The following is a 23,725-nucleotide window of genomic DNA, read 5'->3' on the forward strand; positions in this document are numbered from 1 at the left end:
TGTGGATGGGAAAGCGGCGGCCGGGAAGGCGCGGGCCGGCGCATGGATCTCATGGAAGGCACGCACCAGCGCGTCGGCGAAGCGCGGATCGTTGATGTGATGGGGCAGGCGCTGCAATCGGCGCGTCGCCGTGGGGCGGAAGGCTTCCTCGATGGCGGAGAACAGGGCGCGGTCCGCGTCGGGATCCCAGAAAGGCTGGCCGGGCATATCGATGGCGGACACGCCGCCTTCGGGCAGCAGGAAGCGCACGGGACCTGGCATGCGATTCAGCTTGTCGGCCAGGAAGGCGCCGATGCGGCGGCTTTCTTCCACCGTGGTGCGCATCAGCGTGATGTTGTCGTTGTGGCGGTACAGCTTGCGCGAGCGGAAGCGGTCCGGCACGGTCGCCATGGCCATGAAGTTCACCATGTCCAGCGCGCCGCATGAGCCGACATAGGGAATGCCGGTTTCGATGACGGCGTCCAGGCGGCCGGGACCGGCGGAAAACACGCCGCCGACGATTTCGTCGGCGATTTCGGTGGTGGATACGTCGATCACGCCTTGCAGCAGATGCGATTCCACCAGCTTTTCCATCGAGTTGCCGCCGATGCCGGTGGCGTGGAACACCATGCAGTCGTAATCGGCACCCAATGCCGCCGTCACCGCCTGTACGCAGGGCGTCGTGACACCGAACATGGTCAGGCCGACCGCGGGCCGTTCGGCGGGTGGCTGCGGCCGGCGATGCAGCACCATGCCGGCCAGCGCGTGCGCCGCGTTGCCGAGCACCTGGGTGCTGATGGGATGGATGCCGGAGACGTCCGTCACGGAATACATCATGCAGATATCGCTGGGGCCGACGTAGGGGCGGACGTCGCCGGACGCCACGGTCGACACCAGCACCTTGGGGACGCCGACCGCCAGGGCGCGCATGCCGGCGCTGATGAGCGCGGTGCCGCCGGAGCCGCCGGCGCCGATGACGCCACCCAGGTCGCGGCGGGCGGGCAGGAAGCGCGCCAGCGCCTGTGCCATGGAAGAGACGGCGCTGCCGCGATCGCCGGTGAAGACCGCCTGTTCGCCGCCGGGATGATGGCGCGCGACGTCGCGGGGATGGACCGAGGCGGGTGAGGGTTGCCCCGACGTCGACACGTCGACGGTGACGGTGCGCAGCCCCAGGCGTTGCAGGCAGTCGCGCAGCAGCATCAGTTCACGGGCCTTGGTGTCGAAGGTGCCGACGATGTAGACCGCGCGGTCGGCCAGCGCGCCGGCGGGGGACAGGATGGGGGGATGGCTGTAGGGGCCCGGACTGCGGGCGGTTTCAGCGGTACCGGATGTTCCAGATGTTCCAGATGTTCCAGATATCCCGGAAGTTCGGGCAGTGCCGGCGGTTCCGAAGGCTCCGGCCGCCCCGGCGTGGGACGGCGTTGCCTGGCCGTGGCCGCCCGCGGCAGGTTGCCCGGCGGCCTGCCAGCGGTTGTAGCCATCGGATGCCCGCGGCAACGCCGGCGCCGCGCCGCCGTGCTCGCGGCGTATCGTCAGGACTTCCACCACGCCTTCGCGCGGCGCCGCGCTGCGATCCGCACCGCCCGGCAATGGACCGGCGCCGCCCGCCGCGTCCATGCCGTGCTGTCCCGGCGCACCATCACCGGTCCCCGACGCCACGCCCAGCAGCCGCTGCTGCAAGACGCGATCCGCCGCCAGCTGCGCGGCCGGCATCACGCGCGCCACCTGACCGTTCACCAGCACCGCCACCGTATCGGCGACGTCGATCGCCACGCCCAGATTCTGTTCGATCAGCAGTACCGCGATCCTGCCTTCGCCCGCCAGGGTCTTGAGCATCGCGGCGACCTGGTCCACGATGACCGGCGCCAGGCCTTCCGTCGGTTCGTCCATCACCAGCAGGCTAGGATTGAACAGCAGGGCGCGGCCGATCGCCAGCATCTGCTGCTCGCCGCCGGACAACTGCGCGCCACCGTTATGGCGGCGTTCCGCCAGCCGCGGGAAGGTCGCATAGACGCGGTCCACCGTCCAGTCGCCGCGCCGCGCGCTGCGCGACGCCAGCCGGAAGTGCTCGTCGACTGTCAACGACGGCCAGACGTGGCGGCCTTGCGGCACATAGCCGATGCCCATTTCGGCGATGGCATGCGGGGGCTTGCCCAGGACGTCGCGGCCATGCAGCCGGATGGCGCCGCGCGCCGGCACCAGGCCGGTGACGGCGTTGCACAGTGTGGTCTTGCCCATGCCGTTGCGGCCCACCACCGCCAGCACCCCGTGCGGCAATGTCAACGACACGTCGTGCAGCGCGTGCGCGCTGCCGTAGAACACGTCCAGGCCGGCGATATCCAGTACCGGCGCATCGCTGGCGGCCGCCGCACCGGCCGCGGGCCGGCTCGGCGCCGATCCGCCGGCGTTCGCGCCATGCGCATCAATGGCCATGCTGGCGCTCCCCCATGTAGATCGCCTGTACGTCGGGATCGCTTTCGATTTCGGCGGGCGTGCCATGCCGCAGCACGCGGCCGTTGTGCATGACGGTGACCCGCGTCGCCACCGACAGCGCGATCTCCAGGTCGTGCTCGATGATCACATAGCCGATATGGCGCGGCAGCGCCTGCAGCAGCGCCACCAGTTCGCGGCGCTCGGCGGGCGACAGGCCCGCCGCCGGTTCGTCGAACAGGATCAGGCGCGGTGCGCCGGCCAGGGCCATGCCGATCTCCAGCTGGCGCTGCTGCCCGTGCGACAGCAGGGCGACCGGCGTCTCCGCCAGCCGCGACAGGCGGGCGTGCTCCAGCAGCTCATCCGCCGCCGCGTCGGTCGCCGACGCACGCGCCGTGCGCCGCAGGCTGAAGCGTCCGCGCGCCACGCCGCGCACCGCCAGGTACAGGTTGTCCCGCACACTCAGGTCGCGGAACAGCAGCGACGACTGATACGTGCGGCGCAGGCCGCGCCGTATGCGTTCCCAGGGCGGCAGGGCGGTCACGTCCTCGCCGAACAGCAGCACGCGGCCGGCCGTCACCGGAAAATCGCCGGTGATCATGTTGAACAGGGTCGTCTTGCCAGCCCCGTTGGAGCCCAGCACGGCATGGCGCTGGCCGGCCTCGACGTTGAAGGACACGCCGTCGATGGCCTTGAGCGCGCCGAACGCCCGGGTGATCCCGTGCAGTTCCAGCGCATTGCCGGAAGAAAACCCCGTGGCCGCGTGCATGCCGTTCACTTGCACTCCGGATTGGTGCGCGAGCCCAGGCCCATCTTGTCGAATTCCGCCTTGGACAGCCCCAACCGCTGGTTGACGTCGGGGATGACCTTGACGAACTTGTTGTACAGCGTTCCGTCGCTGTTCTTCGCCACTTCCGTCAGGAAGATGTTGGCCACCGCGTTGCGGTTTTCGTCCAGCTTGACGTTGCCGGTGGGCGTGGACACCGTCATGGTCGACAGCGTCTGCCTGAGCTTGGCCTGGTTGTTGGACAGGTCGGCCTTATCCTGCTCCAGCGCATCCAGCACGGCCTTGGTGTTGACGTAGTAGGCATGCGCGAACAGGCTGGGGCTGGGCAGGCCGTCCTTGTAGGCGGCGCGATAGTCGGCGACGAACTTCTTCCAGGCGGGATCGTCGTAGTTGTCGGCGATGGGGCCGGCGGAAGGCGTGCCGATCAGCGCGTCGCGGCGCTTGCCCTTGTAGCCCAGCACCGATTGGTCGATGGTGATGGACCCCGCGATCAGCGGTTTGTCGCCGCCGGCCTGTTCGTACTGCGAAAAGAAATTCACGGCATCCGAACCGCCCAGGGCGACGTAGATCGCGTCGATGTTGTCGGGCAGCCGCGCGATCACCGACGAATAGTCCTTGGTGCCCAGGGGCACCCAGTGCTTGTCCACCACCTTGCCGCCGGCCTTGCAGAACTCGATCATGAAGCCCTGCAGCAGCGAATAGGGAAAGGAGTAGTCCTCGGCCACCGAGACGATCCGCTTGTAGCCCTTGTCCTTGTAGGCGTAGCTGCCCAGACCGGCCTGCCATTGCGCGCCGTCGGTGGAAAAGCGGAAGAAGTTCGGCGCGGGGTCCTGCAGCGTCGTGCCCTGCGCGGCGGATGAGCCGTTGACGAAGGTCACCTCCGGGTGGGTCTTGGCGTAGTTCTTCACCGCGATGCCTTCCGAACCGGAAAGCGGTCCGATGAGGATCTGCACGCCGTCCTGTTCCACCAGCTTGCGCGCCGCGTTGACCGCCGTATCCGGATTGCCGTTGGACGACGCCTTGATGATCTCGATCTTCTTGCCGGCCACCATGCCCTTGTGCTGCGCGACCGCCAGGTCCACGCCGCGCATGCCGTCCTGGCCGGGCACGGCGAACGGGCCTTCCAGCGTGGCCAGCGCGCCGATCTTGATGACTTGCTGGGCCCGCGCGGGATGCGCGCCCAGCGCGGCGGCAAGCGCCAGCGCCAGCGTGCCGGCGGCCAGGACGGCGCGTCGCTTTGATGGCCGGGGGCGGGATGCGATGATCGCGTGGTTCATGTATGTCTCCTGGTTCTGGTCGTTATGCCACTGGGTGGAGGCGCGCGGCCGGCGCCTTTCGAATCGGCCTGCACGGCGGGGCGAGCCGGCCCGCGCAAGCGCCGCAGGAGGCCCATGAGACCATCCGGCGAAACCATCAGAACCAGGAGGAACACGCCGCCGATCACCAGGTTGAACCGTTCGCGGTCCACCAGATCGATGGCGAAGTTCTGCAGCAATACGAAGAGCAGGGCGCCCAGGAAGGCGCCGGCCGGATGGCGCATGCCGCCCAGCACGGCGATGATCAGGATGTTGATCATCGATGTGGTGTTGACCGAACCGGGGGAGATCTGCGAGTTGTACCAGACCAGCAGCACGCCGCCCACGCTGGCGATCAGGCCGGCCAGCGCGTGCGCGGCGACGCGATGGGCGGTGACGTCGAAGCCCAGTGCTCGCATGCGGCGCGGGTTGTCGCGTATGCCTTGCAAGGCCATGCCGAAGGGTGCGCGGGCGATATACGCCACGCCCGCATAGCCCAGCGCGGCACAGGCCAGGCTGATGTAGTAGAACGCGGCCGGGCCGCGCAGGTCGGCGCCGTGTATCGGCGGCGGCAGGATGCGCGCCAATCCCTGGAAGCCGTTGAACACCGTGTAGTTCTGCTGCACGAGGTAGAAGAACGCCACGCCTATCGCCAGCGTGATCATGATGGTGTAGATGCCTTCGGTACGCACGGCAAGCACGCCGATCAGCGTCGCGGCCAGCGTGCCGATCCCCAGCGCCGCCAGCACCGCCAGCCACCAGGGCCACCCCAGGCTGTGCGCCGGGTCGGCGTTGGTGCCCAGCAGGGCCACCGCGTAGCCCGCGATGCCGGCCACCGTCATCTGCGATAGCGTCACCATGCCGCCGTAGCCGGCCAGCAGGGCCAGCGACAGGGCGATCAGGCCCAGCACCAGCGATTGGGCGCCCACCTGGAAAGTGAAGAATGGCGTGGCGACCAGCGGGTACAGCAGCAGGGCTGAGGCGATGGCGATATGCGCGATCGCCTGGCGCGGGCGTACGCCGGCACGTCGGCCGGCGGTGTCCGCCGCGCGTGCCGTGCCGGCCTCGCCGTACGCGGGTCGTCCAGGCGCCACGGCGGCGGTTGACAGGCTGGCCGCGGCCGTCGCGGGATAAGCCGCCGAACCCTGGGACATGACGCGCCGCCATTTCGCCGCACTCATCGCCGTTTTGCTCCCGTTTTTGCGTTCAGGTCCGCCTGCCCATCAGCCCCTGGGGGCGGAAGGCGAGCACGGCCACCATGATCAGGAAGGTGAACACCACGCCATAGGTCGGCGCGTAAGCCAGCCCGAAGGTTTCCGCCAGCCCGATCAGCAGCGCGCCGACCGCCGCGCCGGCGATGCTGCCCATGCCACCGACGATCACCACGATCAGCGACGCGAGCAGGTAGCGCACGTCCTCTCCCGGTGCGATGGACAAGGCGGTGCCGCCCATGACGCCGGCGAAGCCGGCCAGGCCCGCGCCCACCGCGAAGGTGATCGCGAACACCTTCTGCACGTTCACGCCGCTGGCCGACAGCATGCGTTTGTTGTCCACACCGGCGCGTATCATCATGCCGATGCGCGTGCGGTTGAGGAACAGCCACAGCGCCAGGCCGATGACGACCGCCGACAAGAGCACCACCAGCCGGAATCCCGAATACTTGCCGACGCCCGGCACGCCCACCGTGCCCATCAGCCAGCCCGGTGGGTCGAATTGATAGGCCTCGCCGCCCCAGATCCACAGGAAGACATCGGCAAGCACGATGGACAGGCCCAGCGTCACCAGCGTCTGCCGCAGGTCCTGGCCTTCCATGTACTGGAAGACCAGCAGCTGCAACAGCAGCCCCGCCAGCGCCGTCGCCAGGAAACCCGCCGCCAGGGCCAGGAACCAGGACCCCGATGCGTCGCCGACCGTGTAGCCTACGTAGCCGCCCAGCAGGAACAGCGATCCGTGCGCCAGGTTGACGTTGCGCATCAGGCCGAAGACCAGCGTGAACCCGCTGGCCACCAGGAAATACAGGGCGGCCAGCGTCAATCCGTTCAATAGCGACAAGCCGAACAGGCGTGCGTTGTCCGCGATGGCGGTTGTCGCCAGCGCCAGCAGGATCGCCGCGGCGGCAATGGCCAGGGCCCAGGTCGCGTAGCGTTTCATGTGGCCGCCCATCCGCCGGGTCAGGCCGCCCAGCGCGTGCTGCGCGCGCTCACGATCTGCGGGGCGCGATGGAACTCGCCGTCCTTCATCACGGCCAGGATGCGCTTCCTGTCCTGCAGGATGCGGATGTCGGCCAGGGGATCGCCGTCGATCAGCAGCAGGTCCGCAAGGTAGCCGTCGCGGATCTGGCCCAGCTCATTGCCCTGCATCATGATCTGGCCGCCCAGCGTGGTGGCGGAAAGCAGGGCGTCCTGCGACGACATGCCGACGTACTTGACGAAGTACTCCAGATCGGTCGCGTTGGTCCCGTGCGGCGTCCAGGCAAAGCCGTAGTCGCCGCCGGGCAGGATGCGGATCCCGCGCCGGTGCATTTTCTTCATCGACTCCACCGCCACTTCCAATTCCCGGTGATAGCCCATCTTGGCGGTGATCTCCGGCGTCAGGCCCCATTCGCTGGCGTGGTACGAGGTGTTGACCAGCCAGGCCAGTCCCGGCGCCACGAACACCTGGTCCTTCTTCGACTCCAGCATGTCCAGCGATTCCTCGTCGGTGAAGCTGGCGTGGTAGATGATATCGATGCCGTGGCGTACGCACTGCTTGATGGACTCGCAGGATCGCGCGTGCGCGGCCACGCGCTTGCCGAAGCGCTTGGCCTCGGCCACGCACATGGCGACTTCCTCTTCGGAAAACTGCGTCATCTCGGCGGGCAGGCCGGCGATGTATTCGCCCGAAAGATTGATCTTCAACTGGTCGACGCCATACTTCACGAACAGCCGCACCATCTTGCGCATCTCTTCCGGGCCGTTGACGATGGCGCCGAAGCTCAGTTCCGGATAGGGCAGGTGCGGCGGCGTCGAGTCGCCCAGGCCGCCGGTAGTGGTGATCTCCTGGCTGGCCGCCAGGTAGCGCGGACCGATGACCTGGCCGTCGCGGATGGCGTTGCGCGTCACCACGTCCAGCCGCGGTTTCGCGGTGGCCGCGCCGACGCATGACGTCCAGCCCATATCCAGGTAGCGGCGCGCGACGTTGATGCACCACACCACGTGCTCTTCCACCGGCATGCGCTGGATGGCGTCCAGCGAAGGCTGGTCATTCCAGGAAAAATGCGTATGCGCCTCGGTCATGCCCGGCATCAGGAAGGCGCCGGCGCCGTCCACCACGGTCACGCCCCCGACGGGCAGGGATCGCGTGGAGCGCGACACGCGCGCGATGCGGTTGCCCTGCACCAGCACTTCCCCGGTATACGGAAGCGTGCCGGTTCCATCGAATACCCGTACGTTGGTGAATAGCACCTCGGCCATGGCGGTCTCCTGGCGATAGGGTGTGGCGACCAGCACGCGTGCGCTTGTCAGCGCGCGTGTGCCGAATAGAAGTCTTTCAATTCACGCAGGCATTCGCCCGGCCGTTCAAAGGTGGTCCAGTGCCCGCAACGTGGATAGACGACCACGCGGCTGTTGGCGATCCTGTCGCCGATGGCACGCACCGACTGCGGCGGCGCGACGCCGTCTTCATCGCCCGTTACCAGCAAGGCAGGGCAGGCGATGCGCTCGACGGGCGCGGCCTGCGCATCGGCCAGGGCTTCGCAACTGCGCGCATAGCCGTCCGGATCCTGGCGCATCACGCTCTCGCGCACCAGCGCGACCGCTGCGGGCTGGTGCTGCCGGGTGTCCGCGGAAGTCGCGCCCGCCACGATGGCGTCGGCGATCGCCTGCATGCCGGCGACGCCTTCGTCGCGTGCGCGCTGGGCGCGGGCCCGTATGTTGGGGCGGGCGGCATCGGGCGGGCAGAGCATGGGGCCGAACAGCGCCAGGCTGCGCACCAGCTCCGGCGATTCGGTCGCCAGCTTGAAGCAGACGATGGTGCCCAGCGAATGTCCAAGCAGGTGGGCGCGCGTCACCCCCAGGCGCGCGCAGACATCGCGCACCGCCTGCGCCAGGCTATCGATGGTGAGCGGCCCTTGTACGGCATGCGATCGCGCGCTGCCGGGCATGTCGATGCGCAGGACGCGGAAGCGGTTCAGCGCTTCCATGACGGGCGTCCAGTTGTTCGACGATCCCCCCAGACCGTGGACGCACACCGCCGCATCGCCCTGGCCGTCGACTTCCACCGCGATGCGGCTGACGAACTCGGTACTCATGGCGCGGCGCTCGCGGTGAGCACGATGACACAGGCGAACGCGGGCAACGCGTCAGCCGGACAGGAGCCGGCTGGCCGTTGGATAACGGTCGTCATGTTTGTCTCCTCTATGAGGATTTTTTCTTGGAATAGTCAGCGATACAGCTGGTGAGACTTTCGATCCGATTTAAGATACGTGTCTCATTTTTCAAATCATGCTAGAAGACGGTCTTTTAGCTGTCAATAAAAATCTGGACACCCGAGCATGGGATATACCCCTAACGCAATGACCGCCGTGCCGCAGGCCCCGACCCGGGGGCCGCGCGCGCGCACCTGGAAGCTGTTGATGGAAGCCGCCAGCAGCCTGATCGAGGAAGGGCATACCCCGACGGTCGCGGAAGTCGCCAAGCGCGCGCAGGTATCGCGCGCCACCGCCTACCGCTATTTCCCCACGCGCAGCCGCCTGATCACGGCCATGGTGGATACGGCGCTCGGTCCGGTGCGGTCATGGTCTTCGTCGCAGAGCGACGGACGCGCGCGCATCACCGAGCTGTTCGAATCGACCTTCATCCGTTTCAAGGAGTTCGAACCGCACATGCGCGCGGCGGCGCAACTGGCGCTGGAGCACCAGGCGCTGGAACGCGCGGGCATCCTCGAAGAAGAACCCTACCGGCGCGGGCACCGCATCCGTATCCTGGCGCACGCCGTCGAGCCGTTCCGTGCCCGCGTGCCTGCCAAGGCGATCGATCGCCTGCAGAAAGCCCTGTCCATCATCTATGGCATCGAACCCCACATCATCCTCAAGGACATCTGGGGCGCCAGGAACAAGGAGGTCGAAGCCATCGTTTTCTGGATGGTGGAAGCCTTGATCGAAGCCAGCCTGAAAGAGGCGCGCGATGCCGCGCCGTCCAAGGCCGGCGCATCCGCCGCGGCTGCGCGGCCGACGGCACGCCGCCGCGCCAATGGCAAGGACGCGGCCTAACCGCCTGCCGATTGGCCCCATGCCGGGATCGCAGTACGATCGACGCACGGCCTTGGGGCCGGCCAACGGAGCAGGCATATGGATCTGGGTTTGCATGGCAAGACGGCCGTCGTGACGGGCGGCAGCAAGGGTATAGGCCTGGCGGTCGCCAAGGCCCTGGTCGAGGAAGGCGTGCGCGTGGGCATCGTGGCGCGCAATGCCGAAGCGCTGGAAACCGCGCGCACCCAGCTGACGCGGCAGGGCGGGCATGTGTGCGCGGTGCCGGCGGATCTGATCGACCCTGCCCAGGCGGCACAGGCCATCGCCCGCATCGAAGCCGAACTCGGCCCCATCGACATCCTGGTCAACAGCGCGGGCGCCGCGCGTCGGCACGATCCCGAAACGCTGGATGCCACGAAGTGGCGTGCCGCCATGGACGCCAAGTTCTTCACCTATGTGCACACGCAGGACGAGGTCCTGCGCCGGCTGCGCGCGCGCGGCGCCAAGGGCGCCATCGTCAACATCATCGGTTCCGGCGGCAAGACGCCCACCGCGACCCATCTGGCGGGCGGCTCCGCGAACGCCGCGCTGATGCTGGCCACGGTGGGCTCGGCTTTCCACTATGCGCAGTACGGCATACGCATCAATGCCATCAATCCCGGCGCCACGGTGACCGAGCGCGTGCAGGAAGGCCTGGCTGTCGAAGCCAGGACCATGGGTGTCAGCGTGGACGAGGCGCGTCGCCAGGGGGAAGGGCGTATTCCGCTGGGACGCTATGCGGAGCCGGAAGAGATCGCCGACGTCGCGGTGTTCCTGGCCAGTGAACGGGCCAGCTACGTGATAGGGGCCGTGGTGCCGATGACCGGCGGCCTGGCGCCGGTCATCTGAATCTGAAGGCGGCCGCGACTGGCCGCTATCAGGCGGGTATCAGGTCGTCCGGGCTGGACGGCTTGTAGGCTTCCATGCAGCTTTCCTTGTCGGGCATGAAGGGCGCGAAGTCGCCCACGTATTTATCCGGACCGGCCTTCATGTGATCGGCAAGCTGGGTCAGCGCGGCTTTCAGGCCGTCCCGATGCTTCATCCGTTCTTCGTGGGGCTTGATCAGGAAGGTCTTGCTCAAGGCGCCCTGCATGTCCAGCTTGAGCTTGTTGAACTCCTGGTCCCACGCGGATTCCTTGAGCTGGGACGAGACGACGCGCTTGGCCTGCGCCAGCCTGTCGCAGATCTGCTCCGTGGTGCCGGCGTTCCAGCCGGGATTCAGCACTTCGTTGGCGACGGCGACGTGCAGAGGCCTGGAATGGCTGGCGAAGGCAATGCTCATGCCGTTCGTTCCGTCGTCTTGCGGCAAGGCGTCGTTGGCGGCGGGGCTGACCAGCACGGCGCCCAGGGACGAGACCAGAGGGAAGTTGATGGACATACGTCGATCTCCTGGTAAGTACGCCGCGAACGTGGCGACGCAGGTACGTTTCCGGGCTTATCGATAGGTTCCTGGCGGCGCGCCGCGGAACCGCCGCATGTCACGGTTACTCAGCGCGGTATTTCGCCGAGGTCCGCCATGCCATATCCACTTTTCACGCCAATGCCCACGGCGCCAGCGCAGGGTTTCCAGCCGGTTTTCTACACGCGGCACGCGGCTGCCCCCGGCAACGCGGACGACGGCGAACCCGCCGCCGGCGCCACGGGCCGTGGATCGGGCATCTGCTACGACGCCGACCGCGACGGCCCGCACCAGGCCTTTTGCGATGGCAGCCGGTTCATGGCGTATCGGCGTGAATTCCTGGGCAGGCTGGAGTTCATCATCGACCTGTGCCGGCAGCAGCGCATGCCGGACGCCGATGCGATCGAAGCGCGCTTCCGCAGTCTGTACAGGCATCGCTTCGAAGCCGGTTACTTCGACGTGGAGCACGAGCTTCCCTTGATGGACAGCGCGGGCAAGCGGGCGCTGGATGGCTTCTGCGACACGCTGGCGCGGGCGGCGTCGCGACCGGATCGGCAGATGACGGCCATACGCGAACTGTCGCTGGGTGTCGTGGTCTGCGCGTCGGGCATTGTCGCCAACCTGATCGCCGCGGACCGCGAGCTGGCGCAGTCGCTGGAAGGGCTGTGCGGCAAGCTTTGGATGGTCAAGGAGCAGATCGTGCGCGAAGTCCTGCGGCAGGAGGTCGACCGGATATACGGCAGCTTCGAACTGGCCGAGGAAAACGAGCTCTACTACGTCAACGAGCTGTGGAACGCGATCGCCGGCGACCTGGGCCTGCCATCCGTCGAAGGCAACCCCGAGGACGCCGACGAATGCGGCTACGACGCGGGTTACATCGCTGCCTGCCGCGCCAAGGCCATGGTGGCGCTGGCGCCGGACCGCATCGCCTGCAGGATGGCGGAGGAATGCCTGTCCATGTTTCGCGGCCGTGCCATGTCCGATGCGGACGCGACTTATGGTGCATGCACCGCGGAGCAATGGAGCCGCTTGTGCGACATCGTCGAGGATATCCGTCGCGACCTGGGCCTGACCGTCAGCCAGCTCGGGCTCGAGTCCTTCCTGCAGCTTCATGACGATGGCCGGCGCTACCGCGTGCGGGACGATCCCGCGCTGATTGCCCTGGCCTTGCTGAAGGCGATGAGCGCCGAGGGCCTGCTGGCCGACATGCCGGTGCGCCTTGCGGATTTCGTCGCCGGCGACGGACGCCATGGCGAGGTGTTCATGTACGGCTCCATGCTGGGATGGCGCTTGCAGCGCGAGACGCCGGCCGCGAACGAAGCGCCGGCGCGGACAGGGGCCGCGGCGATGGACACGCGCGACATGCCGGCCGCTTCTCTGCCATGGGATGCCCACGTCGCCGCCGAGCCCGTGAACCTGTCCGCGCTGCGCGCGTGGCTGGCGGATGACGGCCAGTTGGGGCCGCAGCTGTGGCCCGGCGCACCCGCGACCACCTTGCAGGTGACGAGCCTGGACGCACTGATGAAGATACCGGCGGAATGGCTGGGTTCGGCCCGGCCACTGGTGGGCTTGCTGAATCGCCTCTCGGCGCAGCAGGGTGTCGAATACCTGGGCCACAACCTGCCGTACCTGCTGACCGACTTTCCGGCCGGGGAGCGCGATGCGCTGCTGGACAAGGCCGTGCAACTGGGAGAGCCGGGATACGTGCTGGCGCGGGCCTGGCGGTCGGAACTCTGGCTGGTGCTGCAACTGGCGCACAACACGGCGATCCGGTATCTCAGGGACAACCTGCGACACCTGGCGGCCAATATCCCCGCGCCGAGTCGCGGGCGGTGGCTGGACGAGATCATGCATCTGGGAGAACCGGCGCGCGAGCTGGCGCGCGCCTGGTGCCCCGATGCCTGGACCTTGCTGACGCAATCGACGGACCCCTTGAACGGCACCCGGCTGGAGTACTGGGTGGGACGCGACAACGTGCGGGCGCTGGACGCCGTCTGCCAATTGGTGGCCGCAGGATGGGGCGCCGGCAGCGTGTCCAGGGCGTCCGGTCAGGCTGCCTCGGTATCCACGTCGCAGGGCCGCGCGTGCGCCTGGTGCCTGGACGAAGCAGGCAAGATCGCGGTTTCCAAGGATCCCGCCACCATCGATGCGGCTCGCCGCCTGCTGCGCCAGCTCTCGTTCGGTTCGCCGGCCAGCGAGCGCCATGGCCGCCGGCTGTCGGACCTGTTCCCCAGCAATGTGCTGTACGTGCTGGAAGCAGGGACCCCGGAAACATCCCGGGCCTTCCGGGGATTATTGCTGGATCCGCAGTTGCTTCCGCATATCGGGCCGGAGCTGCCGGCCATACTGTACGGCAGCGGCGCCTATCCTGGCTACCCGATGTCCTACGTCCTGGCCACGGGCAGGAAGGACTTCATCATCGCGTATGGGACCTTCCTGGCCGATATGGCGAACGCACCCGATGGCGCTCGCTGGATCGCGCGGTTGCTGATGCCCAAATGGATGCCGGAACCTGAACCGGAGCCGAGCCGCGGCCGGGCTGCGCCATCGCATGACCCTCGCTCGGGCTGCTATGCCTTGCTCGATGCTTGCGTCGCGGGTGCGGCGCAGGCCATCGAGGCCTATCATCAGGTCCTGGCGCACCCAGCCATTCTGCCGCATGTGCGGCACGTCCTGCCGGAACTCGTGCTGGGCGCGCCCACCGTCGATCCCAAGACAGGACATCGACGGTGGCCGGAGGCGAGATACGAAGTCCTGGACAGGATGTTCAACATGAGCGCGCCCGGTTATCCGGCCTATCGCGACCTGGTCAGGGATCCGGCTATCCTGCCGCATATCGTGGACGCCGTGCCGCTCACGGCGGTCATCATCCGTACCCGCCTGCAAGGGCGCGGCGTGGTCGTGGACGTGGACGCCCATATGCCCTCACGGGTTGTGCACGGCCCAAGGACGTAATTCGACGGACGACATGTTCATGGGCGGCAACGGGGCCAGACCTGCCCTGGCCAGCGCGGCATTCGCATGCGGCAGCCAGGTGTTGTAGCGCAGTTCCCGGCCCAGCCTGACACCCATGTTCAGGCGTGCCTGTTCGTTGCCGGATGCCCCGACCGCATCCAGGCGCTCGACCAGGCGCTCCTCCAGCCCATCGAGGCCGGCATGGAGTTCGGCTTCGGCTTCGGCGCATTGCCGCGGGTCCATCTGCCGCCGCACTTCCAGCAGGAAGGGCGCAAAATCCAGCATCAGGTATTCATGGAACCATTGCTGCTCGATGTTGCGGATGGCGTCGCGGGCCCTTGAGATATCTTCACGTGTGATGGGGCTCAGGCTGGGGAAGTTCATCTCCTGGACGCTGAGCGGCAGGTCCAGTTCCTTGAGCAGGCTGACGTGATAATCGAGCATGATCTCGATCGGATCGAATGGGATCTGCACGCTCGCGGCGTCTTGCGCTGGCTGTCCCGGTTGTCCTGGTTCAGGCGGTCGGACGGGTTGCAATGGCCAGGCCTGGCGCGGCATGAGCACGTGGCGCTGTTGCAGCCGTTCCCGGTTCAGCTTGTGCAGCGCGATGATCTTGTCCTGCGCGATCGCTTCGATCATGTCCATGCGGAGGGTGTCCAGGCCCAGTTTGCAGATGATGGGCAGCTCGCCGGCATACTTGCCGGCGAGGACGTCTTCCTTGAGCATCAGCATTTTCAGCCGGTTCCACGTCAGCAGGGCGTTGTCCCGGCACATGTTCGTGCCTTCGTCACAGATCCGGAAGGCCTCCGCACGCAGCTCCTCGCGGCCCGGCTGCGCGGCCTGTTCCAGCCAGCGGGCGACCTCGACGCGCGTGGCCGGCGCTGCATGGATGTGCGAGAACGTCAGGGTGTGCAGGAAGCTGTCGAAGGCCGCGACGGCCGACTGTTCGCCAGCGGCGGCGATGTCGCGCCAGCGCGCCGTCAATTCGGGATTGGCCAAGCCTATCCATTGCTCGACGATCGCACCCAGCGGTGGTGGCGGGGCGCCTCGCTGGCTGGCGGCATGGCCAGCCGGTCGCGGTGGTGCGAACCGTATCACCCGATTGCTGGCCTGGCGCGCGCGCAGGCGAGGCCGGCGTATCGGTCCGCCGGCATCGGTTGCCGCCGATGGCGCCGTGGGAGCGTTGCTCGCCGGCGTGCCGAAGAAGCTTGTGCATAGCAGGCGCAGTTGGGCGCGGGCGCCCTCGGCGACCGCCGCGCGCAATGCTTCATGCCCTGGCGAGCCTGCAGTGGGCTGCTGCATGGCGGGCGCTTCGGGCGGCATGGAAATGACGGGAACGGCCGCCACGCCGGCGCCGAAGTCCAGCATGGGATGGCAGCCCAGCCGTTCCGCCACAGCGCGCAGTTGCCGCAACGCGGCGGCGCCGTAGTCGGTGGCATGCAGGTCGCGCAGGTGCGCTTCCGCCGCCATCAACAGGGGCGCGCCGGGATCGCCTATCACCACCGCGTGCAACAGGTCCGCGAAACAGACTACACGCGCCTGGTCGCCGGCCCCCGGGGCTGGCTGGTCGCCAGGCGGCGGCGTAAAAGTGGGGGGTGCGTTTCCGCTCGGGGGGATGTTCAAGTCGGGCTCCTGCTGGGCCGTCGCCGCCGCCGCGACGGCGGCGACGTGACGTGACGGTGGGTATATCGGGTGGGTATGGCGGGTGGGTATGTAGAGAGGGCGTTGAGTAGCAGTCCCCCCTCGAAAGTTCTTGCCAGCCGTCCCTGGGCCGCGCGTGTCGCTGGATCGCGTCGCGGCGCGAATCGGAACCGGAAGCCGGCGGGGTTACTCAGCGCTCTTGGTCCAGGAGTACCCATGCCACATTCCTTCTCGCCAGCCGCCGCGACGCCCGCGTATGGCTTTCTGCCGGCCTTCTTCGAAATCGAGCAAAGGGCGGCACCGCCCGACGCTCCGCGCGAACCCGGCCGGGCCGCGTCGAGGATCAGTTATGAGCCGGCCCGCGACGGATCGCATCAGGCATTCTGCGATGGTCCGCGATTCGCGCAATACCGCGGGGAAGTGCGCCGGAACATGGAGTACATCGCCGCCACCTGCCGGAAGCTGAAAATGGACGACGCGGCCGTCATGGACATGCGCTTTCGCCAGTTCTATGAACGCCGCTTCGAACAGGCCTATTTCGCCGCCCATGCGGAGATCCTGGATGGCGCGGTCAAGCGCTCGTTCGACAATATCTGCGCGCTGCTCGCGGACCCGCGCATGCGCCCGGAGAACCTGGCGGCGGCCATACGCAATCTCGCGCTGGGGATCGGCGTGTGCGCGCCGGGTGTGGCCGGCAACGTGATCGAAGTCGAAGCGGATCTGTCGCTGACCCTGGGCGGCCTGCGCAGCCGCCTGTGGCAGGCCAAGAATCGCGTGGTCCGTGCGGTCCTGCAGGAAGCCGTCACGGAACGGTATGGGACAGAACCCAATTTTCGCGGCAACCAGGCGCATTACGTGAATCAGGCTTGGGACCACGTCGCCGACTCGGTGGGTCTGGCGCGGGTCCGCGACCCCCTCGCGCCGTGGATGGGCTCGGAATTCCTGGCGAGCTGTCGCGCCAGGGTCCTGGCGGTCCTGACGCCCGACCGTATCGCGTCGACGATCGCCCAGGACTTGCTGTCCGGCTTCCGCAGCGCGGTACTGGAGGATGCCGCGTCGTCTTCCGGTTCCTGCACGAGCGCGCGCACGGAGTCCTTCGGCGCGGTCGTCAGGGGGATCCGGCAGGAGCTTGGCCTGGTCGATGAACAGTTGAGCCTGCATGCCTTCGTGCGGCTCGATGCCGATGGCGAGCGCTATGACGTACTGGACGATCCTTCGCTCATCGCGGTGGATCTGCTGAAGGCCATGGCCGGCCTGGGGCTGTTGGCGGGCGTGCCGGTGCCCGTGCCGTCGAGCGAGCCCGTGGAGCAGGACGGCCGGTATCTGGAGCGTTATCACTACGGCGCGCTGGTGTCGTGGCGGCTGTGGCGGGCGTCGGCGGCCGCTGGCGCGATCTCATGGCGTGACCACGATGACGTCGAAGCCATCGACATCACCGACTTGAGGAACTGGCCCGGCCTGGAGGGGCCCGGCCTGGACTGGCCCAGCCTGGATGGGCCCGGCCTGGAGGGACCCGGCCCGGACCAGCCCGCGCTGGAGCGGCCCGGTCGTGGCAAGCCGGACCTGGTGCTGCCGCCCGCCGCGGCGGTGCGGCGGTTGCTGGCCAGCGACGATCCCGCCGACCTGATACGGGTGCAGGCCCGCTGGCTGGGGACAGCGCAGGACATCCTGGCCCTGCTGCGGCGCCTGGACCTGGAGCAGGCGAACCTATACCTGCTGCGGAACATCCACTATCTGCGGACCGAGCTGCCGCGATCCGAACGCGAACCTTTCGCCCGCGAGGCCTTGCAAAGCTGGGAACAGGGCAAGGCGATCGCCGCGGCCTGGTACTCCGAGACCGGCCTGCTCAACCTCTTGCCGCGCGAGCAGGCCGCGCAGGCCCTGCAAGAGCGCCTGCCCTACGCGATCGAACTGCCGGTCAACCAGCGCCGCCGCTGGATGGACGAAGTCATGCACCTGGGCGAGCCCGCGAAGGTCCTGGCGCGCGCGTGGTATCGCGATCCCTGGACCTTGCTGGGCGAGAAGAACCCCGACGCGGGACGTACCCGGCTGCAACAATGGCTGGAGACGAACAATGCCGCCGCCATCGACGCGGTGCGGGAGCTCATGACGGAAGACTGGGCCATCGACGCCGACCGGCTCGTGTTGGGCAATGCCATTTCGCAAGCCTTCAGGGGCTACGACGGCAGCCATCTCCTGAGGTCGGTGGCACGCGCGACGGGAAGCGCCGGGGCGGCCGCGCTGCATCGGCTGCTGCGTCACCTGCTGTCGATGCCCGGCTTGCGGGAGCTCGTCGCCCCCAGCCTGCCCGGCCTTTTCCACGATCCCGGGGGCTTCCGTTCAGACGTGACGGAAATCGTCCTCAGCCGCGATGCGTCGACGCTGGCGGCGCTGCATCGCATGCTGGTCGACGATGCGATCCTGCCGGCGATCCGGCATTGCATGCTGGCCATCCTGGCGGGCACGCATCCCGGCAGCGAAAAGCCGATGTGGCTTGCCTTGTGCGCCGGCAAGGCCGGGATCATCAAGGGCTATGGCGCCTTGCTGGCCGACGTCGTGGCCGGGGCGCCGAGGATCGCCGCTCAGCTGCCCAGGCTGCTCATGCCTAACGTGGACACGACAGCAACGCCCGGGCGCCACCACGGCCTGGTGCAGGCCTCCCGGATCGGCGCGGTCGCCGCCATCCGGGAATATGCGGCAGTGCTCACGCATCCCGCGATATTGCCGCATGTGATCGAGTCGATGCCGCGCTTCATCCTGGGTGCGCCGAGCACCGGTATATGGTCGGCGGAACGACGCGCGTCGCTGGCGCTGCTGTTCAATCCGCGGTTGCCAGGCTATGCGGCCTGTGTCGAGCTGGCCGCGCACCCGCAGGTTTTCGCGCGCGTATTCGAAGCGCTGCCGCGCGATGCCACGATCATCCGGGCGCGATTGCGGCAGCACGCGGCCGCCATGGCGGCGACCGCGGCGGCGGCCGGCGCGCCGGGAAACGGACCGGCCGCCCGCCAGGCCGTGCCGTCACGGCCCGATCCGGCGGGCTCGGTCCGATACTGGATCGACCGCGTCTTCCAGCGCTTTTGACGACAGGGCATCAGGCGCCAATGTCGACGCACAGGTACTTCAGCTCCACATACTCGTCGAGGCCGTGCCGCGAGCCTTCGCGGCCCAGCCCGGACTGCTTGACGCCGCCGAAGGGGCCGACTTCGTTGGAGATCAGGCCGGTATTGATCCCGACGATGCCATATTCGAGTCCTTCGGATACCCGCCACACGCGCGCATTGTCGCGGGTGTAGAAGTAGGCCGCCAGGCCGAAGATGGTGTCGTTGGCCAGCTTCAGCGCTTCTTCCTCGGTGTCGAACCTGAACAGGGGCGCGACGGGACCGAAGGTTTCCTCGCGCGCGAACAGCATGGATTGCGTCACGTCGCGCACCACGGTCGGTTCGAAGAACGTGCCGCCCAGCGCATGGGCCTTGCCACCGGTGACGACTTTCGCGCCGGCGCGGGTCGCGTCGTCGATATGCTCGCGGACTTTCTTCACCGCGTTTTCGTCGATCAACGGTCCTTGCGTGACGCCTTTTTCGAAGCCGTCGCCGACCTTCATCGCGGAAACCTTCTCGGCCAGCCGCTGGGCGACCTGATCGTAGATGCCCGATTGGACGTAGATGCGGTTCGCGCAGACGCAGGTCTGGCCGGCGTTGCGGAACTTGGAGGCAAGTATGCCTTCCACGGCCTTGTCCAGGTCGGCATCGTCGAACACGATGAAAGGCGCGTTGCCGCCCAGTTCCAGCGACAGTTTCTTGATGGTGGGCGCGCATTGCGCCATCAGCTTGCGGCCGACCTCGGTCGATCCCGTGAAGCTGAGCTTGCGCACGGTTTCGCTTTCGCAGAGCGCGGCGCCGATATCGCTGGAGCTGCCGGTGATGACGTGCATGACGCCCGCCGGCACGCCGGCTTCCTCGGCCAGCACGGCCAGCGCCAGCGCGGTCAGCGGCGTCTGCTGCGCGGGCTTGACGATCATGGTGCAGCCGGCCGCCAGGGCCGGACCGAGCTTGCGCGTAATCATGGCCGCCGGGAAATTCCACGGCGTGATGGCGGCGGTCACCCCGACCGGCTGCTTCAGCACCATCATGCGCTGGTCAGCCTTGGGGCTTTGCAGGACTTCGCCGTCCATGCGCTTGGCTTCTTCCGCGAACCATTCCAGGAAGGAGGCGGCGTAGCCGATTTCGCCGGCCGCTTCCGTGACCGGCTTGCCTTGTTCGGCGGTCATGATCGCCGCCAGGTCCTGCTGGTGCTGCATCATCAACTGTGCCCAGCGCTGCAGGATGATCGCGCGCTCCTTGGCCGGGCGGGCGGACCAGGCGGGCAGGGCGGCCGCCGCGCGTTCGATGGCGCGTTCGGTTTCCGCGCGGCCCAGCTTGGGGACCGCCACGATGATTTCGCCCGTGGAGGGATTGTTCACGGGAATCGTCGGGCCCTTGCCGGCCTCATGCCATTTGCCATCGATGTAGCAGGCGCTGCGAAGCAGGTCGGGGCGTGCGAGTCGTTGGGTCAATGCGTTCACGGATGGTCTCCTGGTATGGGCGCCGGCGGCGGGGCCGTCGGGCAGATTCGAGAGGGTCGCGCGCTGCGGAATGAGTCCTTATGGTAAGCCCTGCGGGCCCGGGTTCGGGGCAAGCTTGTCCCTGTTTTCGCCTTGATTTCAATATTTTTGTATGCAAAGATATGCATAACCATATCGACGGCGCGCCGCCTTCAGGTCAGCGCCGGATTCCAGACAGGAGACACAGCAAGTGTTCAGAACGCGGATTCTTTCCCGGCGCCGTTGCCTGATGGCGGCGATCCTTGCCATCGTTCCGGCCTTCGCCGCTGCCCAAGGCGCCGCCGATGGCTATCCCGACAAGCCGATACGATTGATCGTCCCGTTCGCGCCCGGCGGCGGCACGGACAGCATCGCGCGCGACATGGCGCGCACCCTGGGCGAAAAACTGGGCCAGGCGATCGTGGTGGAAAACCGCGGCGGCGGCGGCGGCGCGATCGGCGCCAACCTGGTGGCGCACGCGGCGCCGGACGGCTACACGTTGTTGTTCGCCACGTCGACCTTCGTGACCAACGCCGCGGCGGAAGGCACCACCTTGTACGACGTGGAGAAATCCTTCCAGCCCATCGCCATGATCGGCCGTGGCCCGCTGCTGGTCGTCACCAACAAGGACGTGCCGGTCGACAACGTCGCCCAACTGCGCGAGCTGGCGCTGAAGAAGCCCAACGAAATCAATTTCTGCTCGGCCGGCAACGGCAGCATCAACCATATGTCGGGCGAGCTCTTCAAGCAGCGCGCCGGCGTACAGATGATCCACGTGCCCTACAAGGGCAGCGGTCCCGCCACGCTGGACCTGCTGGCCGGGCGCGTGCAGGTGTTCTTCGCCACCGTGCCGACCATCCTGCCGCAGGTCAAGGACGGGCGCGTCAAGCTGCTGGCCGTGACGAGCAAGGCGCGTTCGCCGCTGTTCCCCGATACGCCCACGATGGCCGAGGCCGGTATTCCGGATTTCGACGTCAGCACGTGGTGGGGCGTGCTCGCGCCGGCCGGTACGCCGCCGGCGGTGATCGCCAAGCTGAACGCCGCTGTGAACGATGCCGCGGCGGCCAAGCTGGTCAGCCAGCGCCTGACCGACGAAGGCGCGCAATCGTTCAAGGGCTCCCCGGCGGATTTCGCCGGCGTCCTGCATAGCGAACTGGCCCTGTGGAAGGGCGTGGTCAAGCAGTCGGGTATGAAACTGGATTGAAACGCACGCCGCGCCGGCGCGGCGCGGCAGCGGGCTCGAACCCGCGGCCTTGCATCCATCCCTATCAAGGAAATCACATGAAAATCGTAGTGCTGCCCGGCGACGGGATCGGTCCGGAAACCATGGCGGTCGCCGTCGACGTGTTGCAAGCCGTCGACCGGCGGTTTGGTCTGGGCCTGCAACTGGATCACGACATTGCCGGCCATGACAGCCTGAAGCGCCATGGCGCGACGGTCACGCCTGCCCTGCTGGAGAAGGTGCGCGCCGCCGATGGCCTGATGCTCGGCCCGATGTCGACCTATGACTTCAAGGACGAGGCCAAGGGCGAAATCAATCCGTCGATGTACTTCCGCAAGAAACTGGACCTCTACGCCAATATCCGGCCGGCGCGCACCTACAAGGGCGTGCCAGTACGCCTGGGCGAATTCGACCTGGTCGTGGTGCGTGAGAACACCGAAGGGTTCTACGCCGATCGCAACATCGAGTCCGGCGGCAGCGAAATGCTGATCACGCCCGACGTGGTCGTGTCGCTGCGTCGCATCACCCGCCTGTGCTGCGAGCGCATCGCGCGTTCGGCCTTCGAACTGGCGATGACGCGCAAGAAGCACGTCACCATCGTTCACAAGGCCAATGTGCTGAAGATGGGCGACGGCATGTTCATCGGCGAATGCCACAAGGTCGCCAAGGAATTCCCGGAAGTGCGGGTCGACGACGTGATCGTCGACGCCATGATGGCGCACGTGGTGCGCGCGCCGGACCGCTACGACGTCGTGGTGACCACCAATATGTTCGGCGACATCCTGTCGGACCTGACCGCGGAAATGTCGGGCAGCCTGGGCCTGGGTGGGTCGCTCAATGCCGGCCGCGACCACGCCATGGGCCAGGCCGCGCACGGTTCGGCGCCGGACATCGCCGGCCAGGACATTGCCAACCCGGCGTCGCAGGTGCTGTCGGCCGCCATGCTGCTGAACTGGTACGGGCAGCGCAAGGGCAAGCAGGCCTTCGTGCAGGCCGCATCGGCCATCGAGCAAGCGCTGGCCGACGCGGTCGCGGCCCGCGAGTGCACCAAGGACGTGGGCGGCACCCTGGGCACCCGCGAAACGGGCGCCGCCTGGGTCAAGCGCCTGGGCTGAGGCGCGATCCGTATCATTGATGAATACCTTTCATTACTGAACGGACGCCATGCGCGTTTGACCTGCCGCGGCGGTCTGACTAGACTGCAACGGCCGCGGCCGCGCGGGACTTGTCCCGCCACGGCCCGCGTGCCGAGGGCCGCCCCGGCCCCGCCATCAACGCGTAAAGAGACATCATCATGAGCGAAACAACGAAACAGCGCCTGCGCCGCCGGGTGGAGCAGCGCAATGGGCTGCTCGTTCCCGGCGCCTTCAATGCCATGAGCGCCCGTGTCGTGCAGGACCAGGGCTTCGAGGCCGTCTACCTGACCGGCGCCGGCCTGACCAATATGCACTACGGCGTGCCGGACCTGGGCATCATCGGCCTGCGCGACGTCGCCGACGCCACGGCGCGCCTGCGCGAGGCGGTCGACGTGCCCATCATCGTCGACGGCGATACGGGTTTCGGCAACGCCGTGAACGTATGGCACACGGTGCGCGCGCTCGAGCACGCCGGCGCCGATGCCATCCAGCTGGAAGACCAGTTGTTTCCCAAGCGTTGCGGCCATTTCTCCGGCAAGGAAGTCGCGCCGCTGCCCGAGATGCTTTCCAAGATCCGCGCCGCCGCCGATGCCCGCCGTGACCAGGATTTCCTGATCATCGCCCGCACCGATTCGCGCGCCGTGCTGGGTTTCGAGGCTGCCGTGGAACGTGCCCAGGCCTTCGCCGACGCCGGCGCCGACATCCTGTTCGTCGAAGCCACCGAAAGCCTGGAAGAAGTCCGCGCGCTGCCCAAGCTGCTGAACAAGCCGCAATTGATCAACATCGTGATCGGCGGCAAGACGCCCGCCCTGACCGCGCAGGAACTGGGCGAGATGGGCTACGGCATCATCCTGTACGCCAACGCGGCGCTACAGAGCGCGGTTGCCGGCATGCAGCGGGCCCTGGGCCTGCTCAAGAAGGACGGCCTGCTGAAGGAAGACCCGACGCTGGTCGCGCCTTTCCTGGAGCGCCAACGCCTGGTGCAGAAGCCGCTGTACGACGAACTGGAAAAGAAGTACACGGACAAGTAAGCCGC

Annotated in this window: 16 protein-coding genes and 2 pseudogenes; 7 read left to right on the forward strand and 11 right to left on the reverse strand. The window is 67.4% G+C overall.

What is annotated here, in order from left to right; translation table 11 throughout:
* Nucleotides 1-45: 45 nt before the first annotated feature.
* The 8 genes and pseudogenes from CAL12_RS28685 to CAL12_RS12505 form a co-directional block, all read right to left on the reverse strand.
* Nucleotides 46-1,236: pseudogene (locus CAL12_RS28685) on the reverse strand (Tm-1-like ATP-binding domain-containing protein); the annotation flags it as partial.
* A 630-nt stretch (nucleotides 1,237-1,866) separates the two neighbouring features.
* Nucleotides 1,867-2,478 (reverse strand): annotated as a pseudogene (locus tag CAL12_RS28690) (ABC transporter ATP-binding protein); the annotation flags it as partial.
* Nucleotides 2,402-3,178, reverse strand: coding sequence for an ABC transporter ATP-binding protein (locus CAL12_RS12480; RefSeq protein WP_086067846.1), 777 nt, complete (start codon nucleotides 3,176-3,178; stop codon nucleotides 2,402-2,404). The pseudogene CAL12_RS28690 and the gene CAL12_RS12480, both read right to left, overlap by 77 nt.
* A 5-nt stretch (nucleotides 3,179-3,183) precedes the next feature.
* The gene (locus tag CAL12_RS12485) at nucleotides 3,184-4,473 is read right to left on the reverse strand and encodes an ABC transporter substrate-binding protein (RefSeq protein WP_086064730.1); all 1,290 of its coding nucleotides are present in this window, start codon (nucleotides 4,471-4,473) and stop codon (nucleotides 3,184-3,186) included.
* Nucleotides 4,470-5,645 carry a branched-chain amino acid ABC transporter permease gene (locus CAL12_RS12490; RefSeq protein WP_086067847.1) on the reverse strand — a complete coding sequence of 392 codons (1,176 nt, stop codon included), beginning with the start codon at nucleotides 5,643-5,645 and terminating at the stop codon, nucleotides 4,470-4,472. The genes CAL12_RS12485 and CAL12_RS12490 overlap by 4 nt, the downstream gene beginning before the upstream one ends.
* Nucleotides 5,646-5,697: 52 nt before the next feature.
* Nucleotides 5,698-6,642, reverse strand: a complete 945-nt coding sequence (locus CAL12_RS12495; RefSeq protein WP_198298435.1) for a branched-chain amino acid ABC transporter permease — start codon at nucleotides 6,640-6,642, stop codon at nucleotides 5,698-5,700.
* A 20-nt stretch (nucleotides 6,643-6,662) separates the two neighbouring features.
* Nucleotides 6,663-7,943, reverse strand: a complete 1,281-nt coding sequence (locus tag CAL12_RS12500) for a metal-dependent hydrolase family protein (protein ID WP_086064732.1) — start codon at nucleotides 7,941-7,943, stop codon at nucleotides 6,663-6,665.
* A gap of 47 nt (nucleotides 7,944-7,990) precedes the next feature.
* Entirely contained in the window at nucleotides 7,991-8,779 is a 789-nt protein-coding gene (locus CAL12_RS12505; RefSeq protein ID WP_086064733.1) for an alpha/beta fold hydrolase, read from the reverse strand.
* A 243-nt stretch (nucleotides 8,780-9,022) separates the two neighbouring features.
* Between CAL12_RS12505 and CAL12_RS12510 the strand changes: the two genes are divergently transcribed.
* The gene (locus tag CAL12_RS12510) at nucleotides 9,023-9,739 is read left to right on the forward strand and encodes a TetR/AcrR family transcriptional regulator (protein ID WP_086064734.1); all 717 of its coding nucleotides are present in this window, start codon (nucleotides 9,023-9,025) and stop codon (nucleotides 9,737-9,739) included.
* A 78-nt stretch (nucleotides 9,740-9,817) separates the two neighbouring features.
* Nucleotides 9,818-10,606 (forward strand): SDR family NAD(P)-dependent oxidoreductase, encoded by a 789-nt coding sequence (locus CAL12_RS12515; RefSeq protein WP_086064735.1) that lies wholly within the window; start codon nucleotides 9,818-9,820, stop codon nucleotides 10,604-10,606.
* A gap of 28 nt (nucleotides 10,607-10,634) precedes the next feature.
* Here CAL12_RS12515 and CAL12_RS12520 read toward each other — a convergent pair whose 3' ends face one another.
* Complete coding sequence (locus tag CAL12_RS12520; RefSeq protein WP_086064736.1) at nucleotides 10,635-11,135, reverse strand: hypothetical protein; 501 nt, start codon at nucleotides 11,133-11,135, stop codon at nucleotides 10,635-10,637.
* Nucleotides 11,136-11,273: 138 nt separating this feature from the next.
* Here CAL12_RS12520 and CAL12_RS12525 point away from each other — a divergent pair, with 138 nt between their 5' ends.
* On the forward strand, nucleotides 11,274-14,111 hold the full coding sequence (locus CAL12_RS12525) for a hypothetical protein (RefSeq protein ID WP_157792968.1): 2,838 nt from the start codon (nucleotides 11,274-11,276) through the stop codon (nucleotides 14,109-14,111).
* Here CAL12_RS12525 and CAL12_RS12530 read toward each other — a convergent pair.
* Nucleotides 14,082-15,734, reverse strand: coding sequence for an NEL-type E3 ubiquitin ligase domain-containing protein (locus CAL12_RS12530; RefSeq protein ID WP_157792969.1), 1,653 nt, complete (start codon nucleotides 15,732-15,734; stop codon nucleotides 14,082-14,084). The two genes, CAL12_RS12525 and CAL12_RS12530, sit on opposite strands and share 30 nt — an antisense overlap.
* A gap of 234 nt (nucleotides 15,735-15,968) precedes the next feature.
* On the opposite strand from CAL12_RS12530, the gene CAL12_RS12535 reads away from it, so the two are divergent.
* Entirely contained in the window at nucleotides 15,969-18,833 is a 2,865-nt protein-coding gene (locus tag CAL12_RS12535) for a hypothetical protein (protein WP_086064739.1), read from the forward strand.
* Nucleotides 18,834-18,843: 10 nt separating this feature from the next.
* Here CAL12_RS12535 and CAL12_RS12540 read toward each other — a convergent pair whose 3' ends face one another.
* Nucleotides 18,844-20,313, reverse strand: a complete 1,470-nt coding sequence (locus CAL12_RS12540) for an NAD-dependent succinate-semialdehyde dehydrogenase (protein ID WP_086064740.1) — start codon at nucleotides 20,311-20,313, stop codon at nucleotides 18,844-18,846.
* Between the two features lie 268 nt (nucleotides 20,314-20,581).
* Between CAL12_RS12540 and CAL12_RS12545 the strand changes: the two genes are divergently transcribed.
* The 3 genes from CAL12_RS12545 (at nucleotide 20,582) to CAL12_RS12555 (ending at nucleotide 23,720) form a co-directional block, all read left to right on the forward strand.
* Entirely contained in the window at nucleotides 20,582-21,535 is a 954-nt protein-coding gene (locus CAL12_RS12545) for a tripartite tricarboxylate transporter substrate binding protein (RefSeq protein WP_086064741.1), read from the forward strand.
* Nucleotides 21,536-21,612: 77 nt separating this feature from the next.
* Nucleotides 21,613-22,668 (forward strand): isocitrate/isopropylmalate dehydrogenase family protein, encoded by a 1,056-nt coding sequence (locus tag CAL12_RS12550; protein WP_086064742.1) that lies wholly within the window; start codon nucleotides 21,613-21,615, stop codon nucleotides 22,666-22,668.
* 179 nt (nucleotides 22,669-22,847) lie between these two features.
* Entirely contained in the window at nucleotides 22,848-23,720 is an 873-nt protein-coding gene (locus CAL12_RS12555; RefSeq protein WP_086064743.1) for an isocitrate lyase/PEP mutase family protein, read from the forward strand.
* The last annotated feature ends 5 nt before the right edge of the window (nucleotides 23,721-23,725 follow it).

The sequence above is a fragment of the Bordetella genomosp. 8 genome (assembly GCF_002119685.1).
Classification (GTDB): domain Bacteria; phylum Pseudomonadota; class Gammaproteobacteria; order Burkholderiales; family Burkholderiaceae_B; genus Bordetella_C.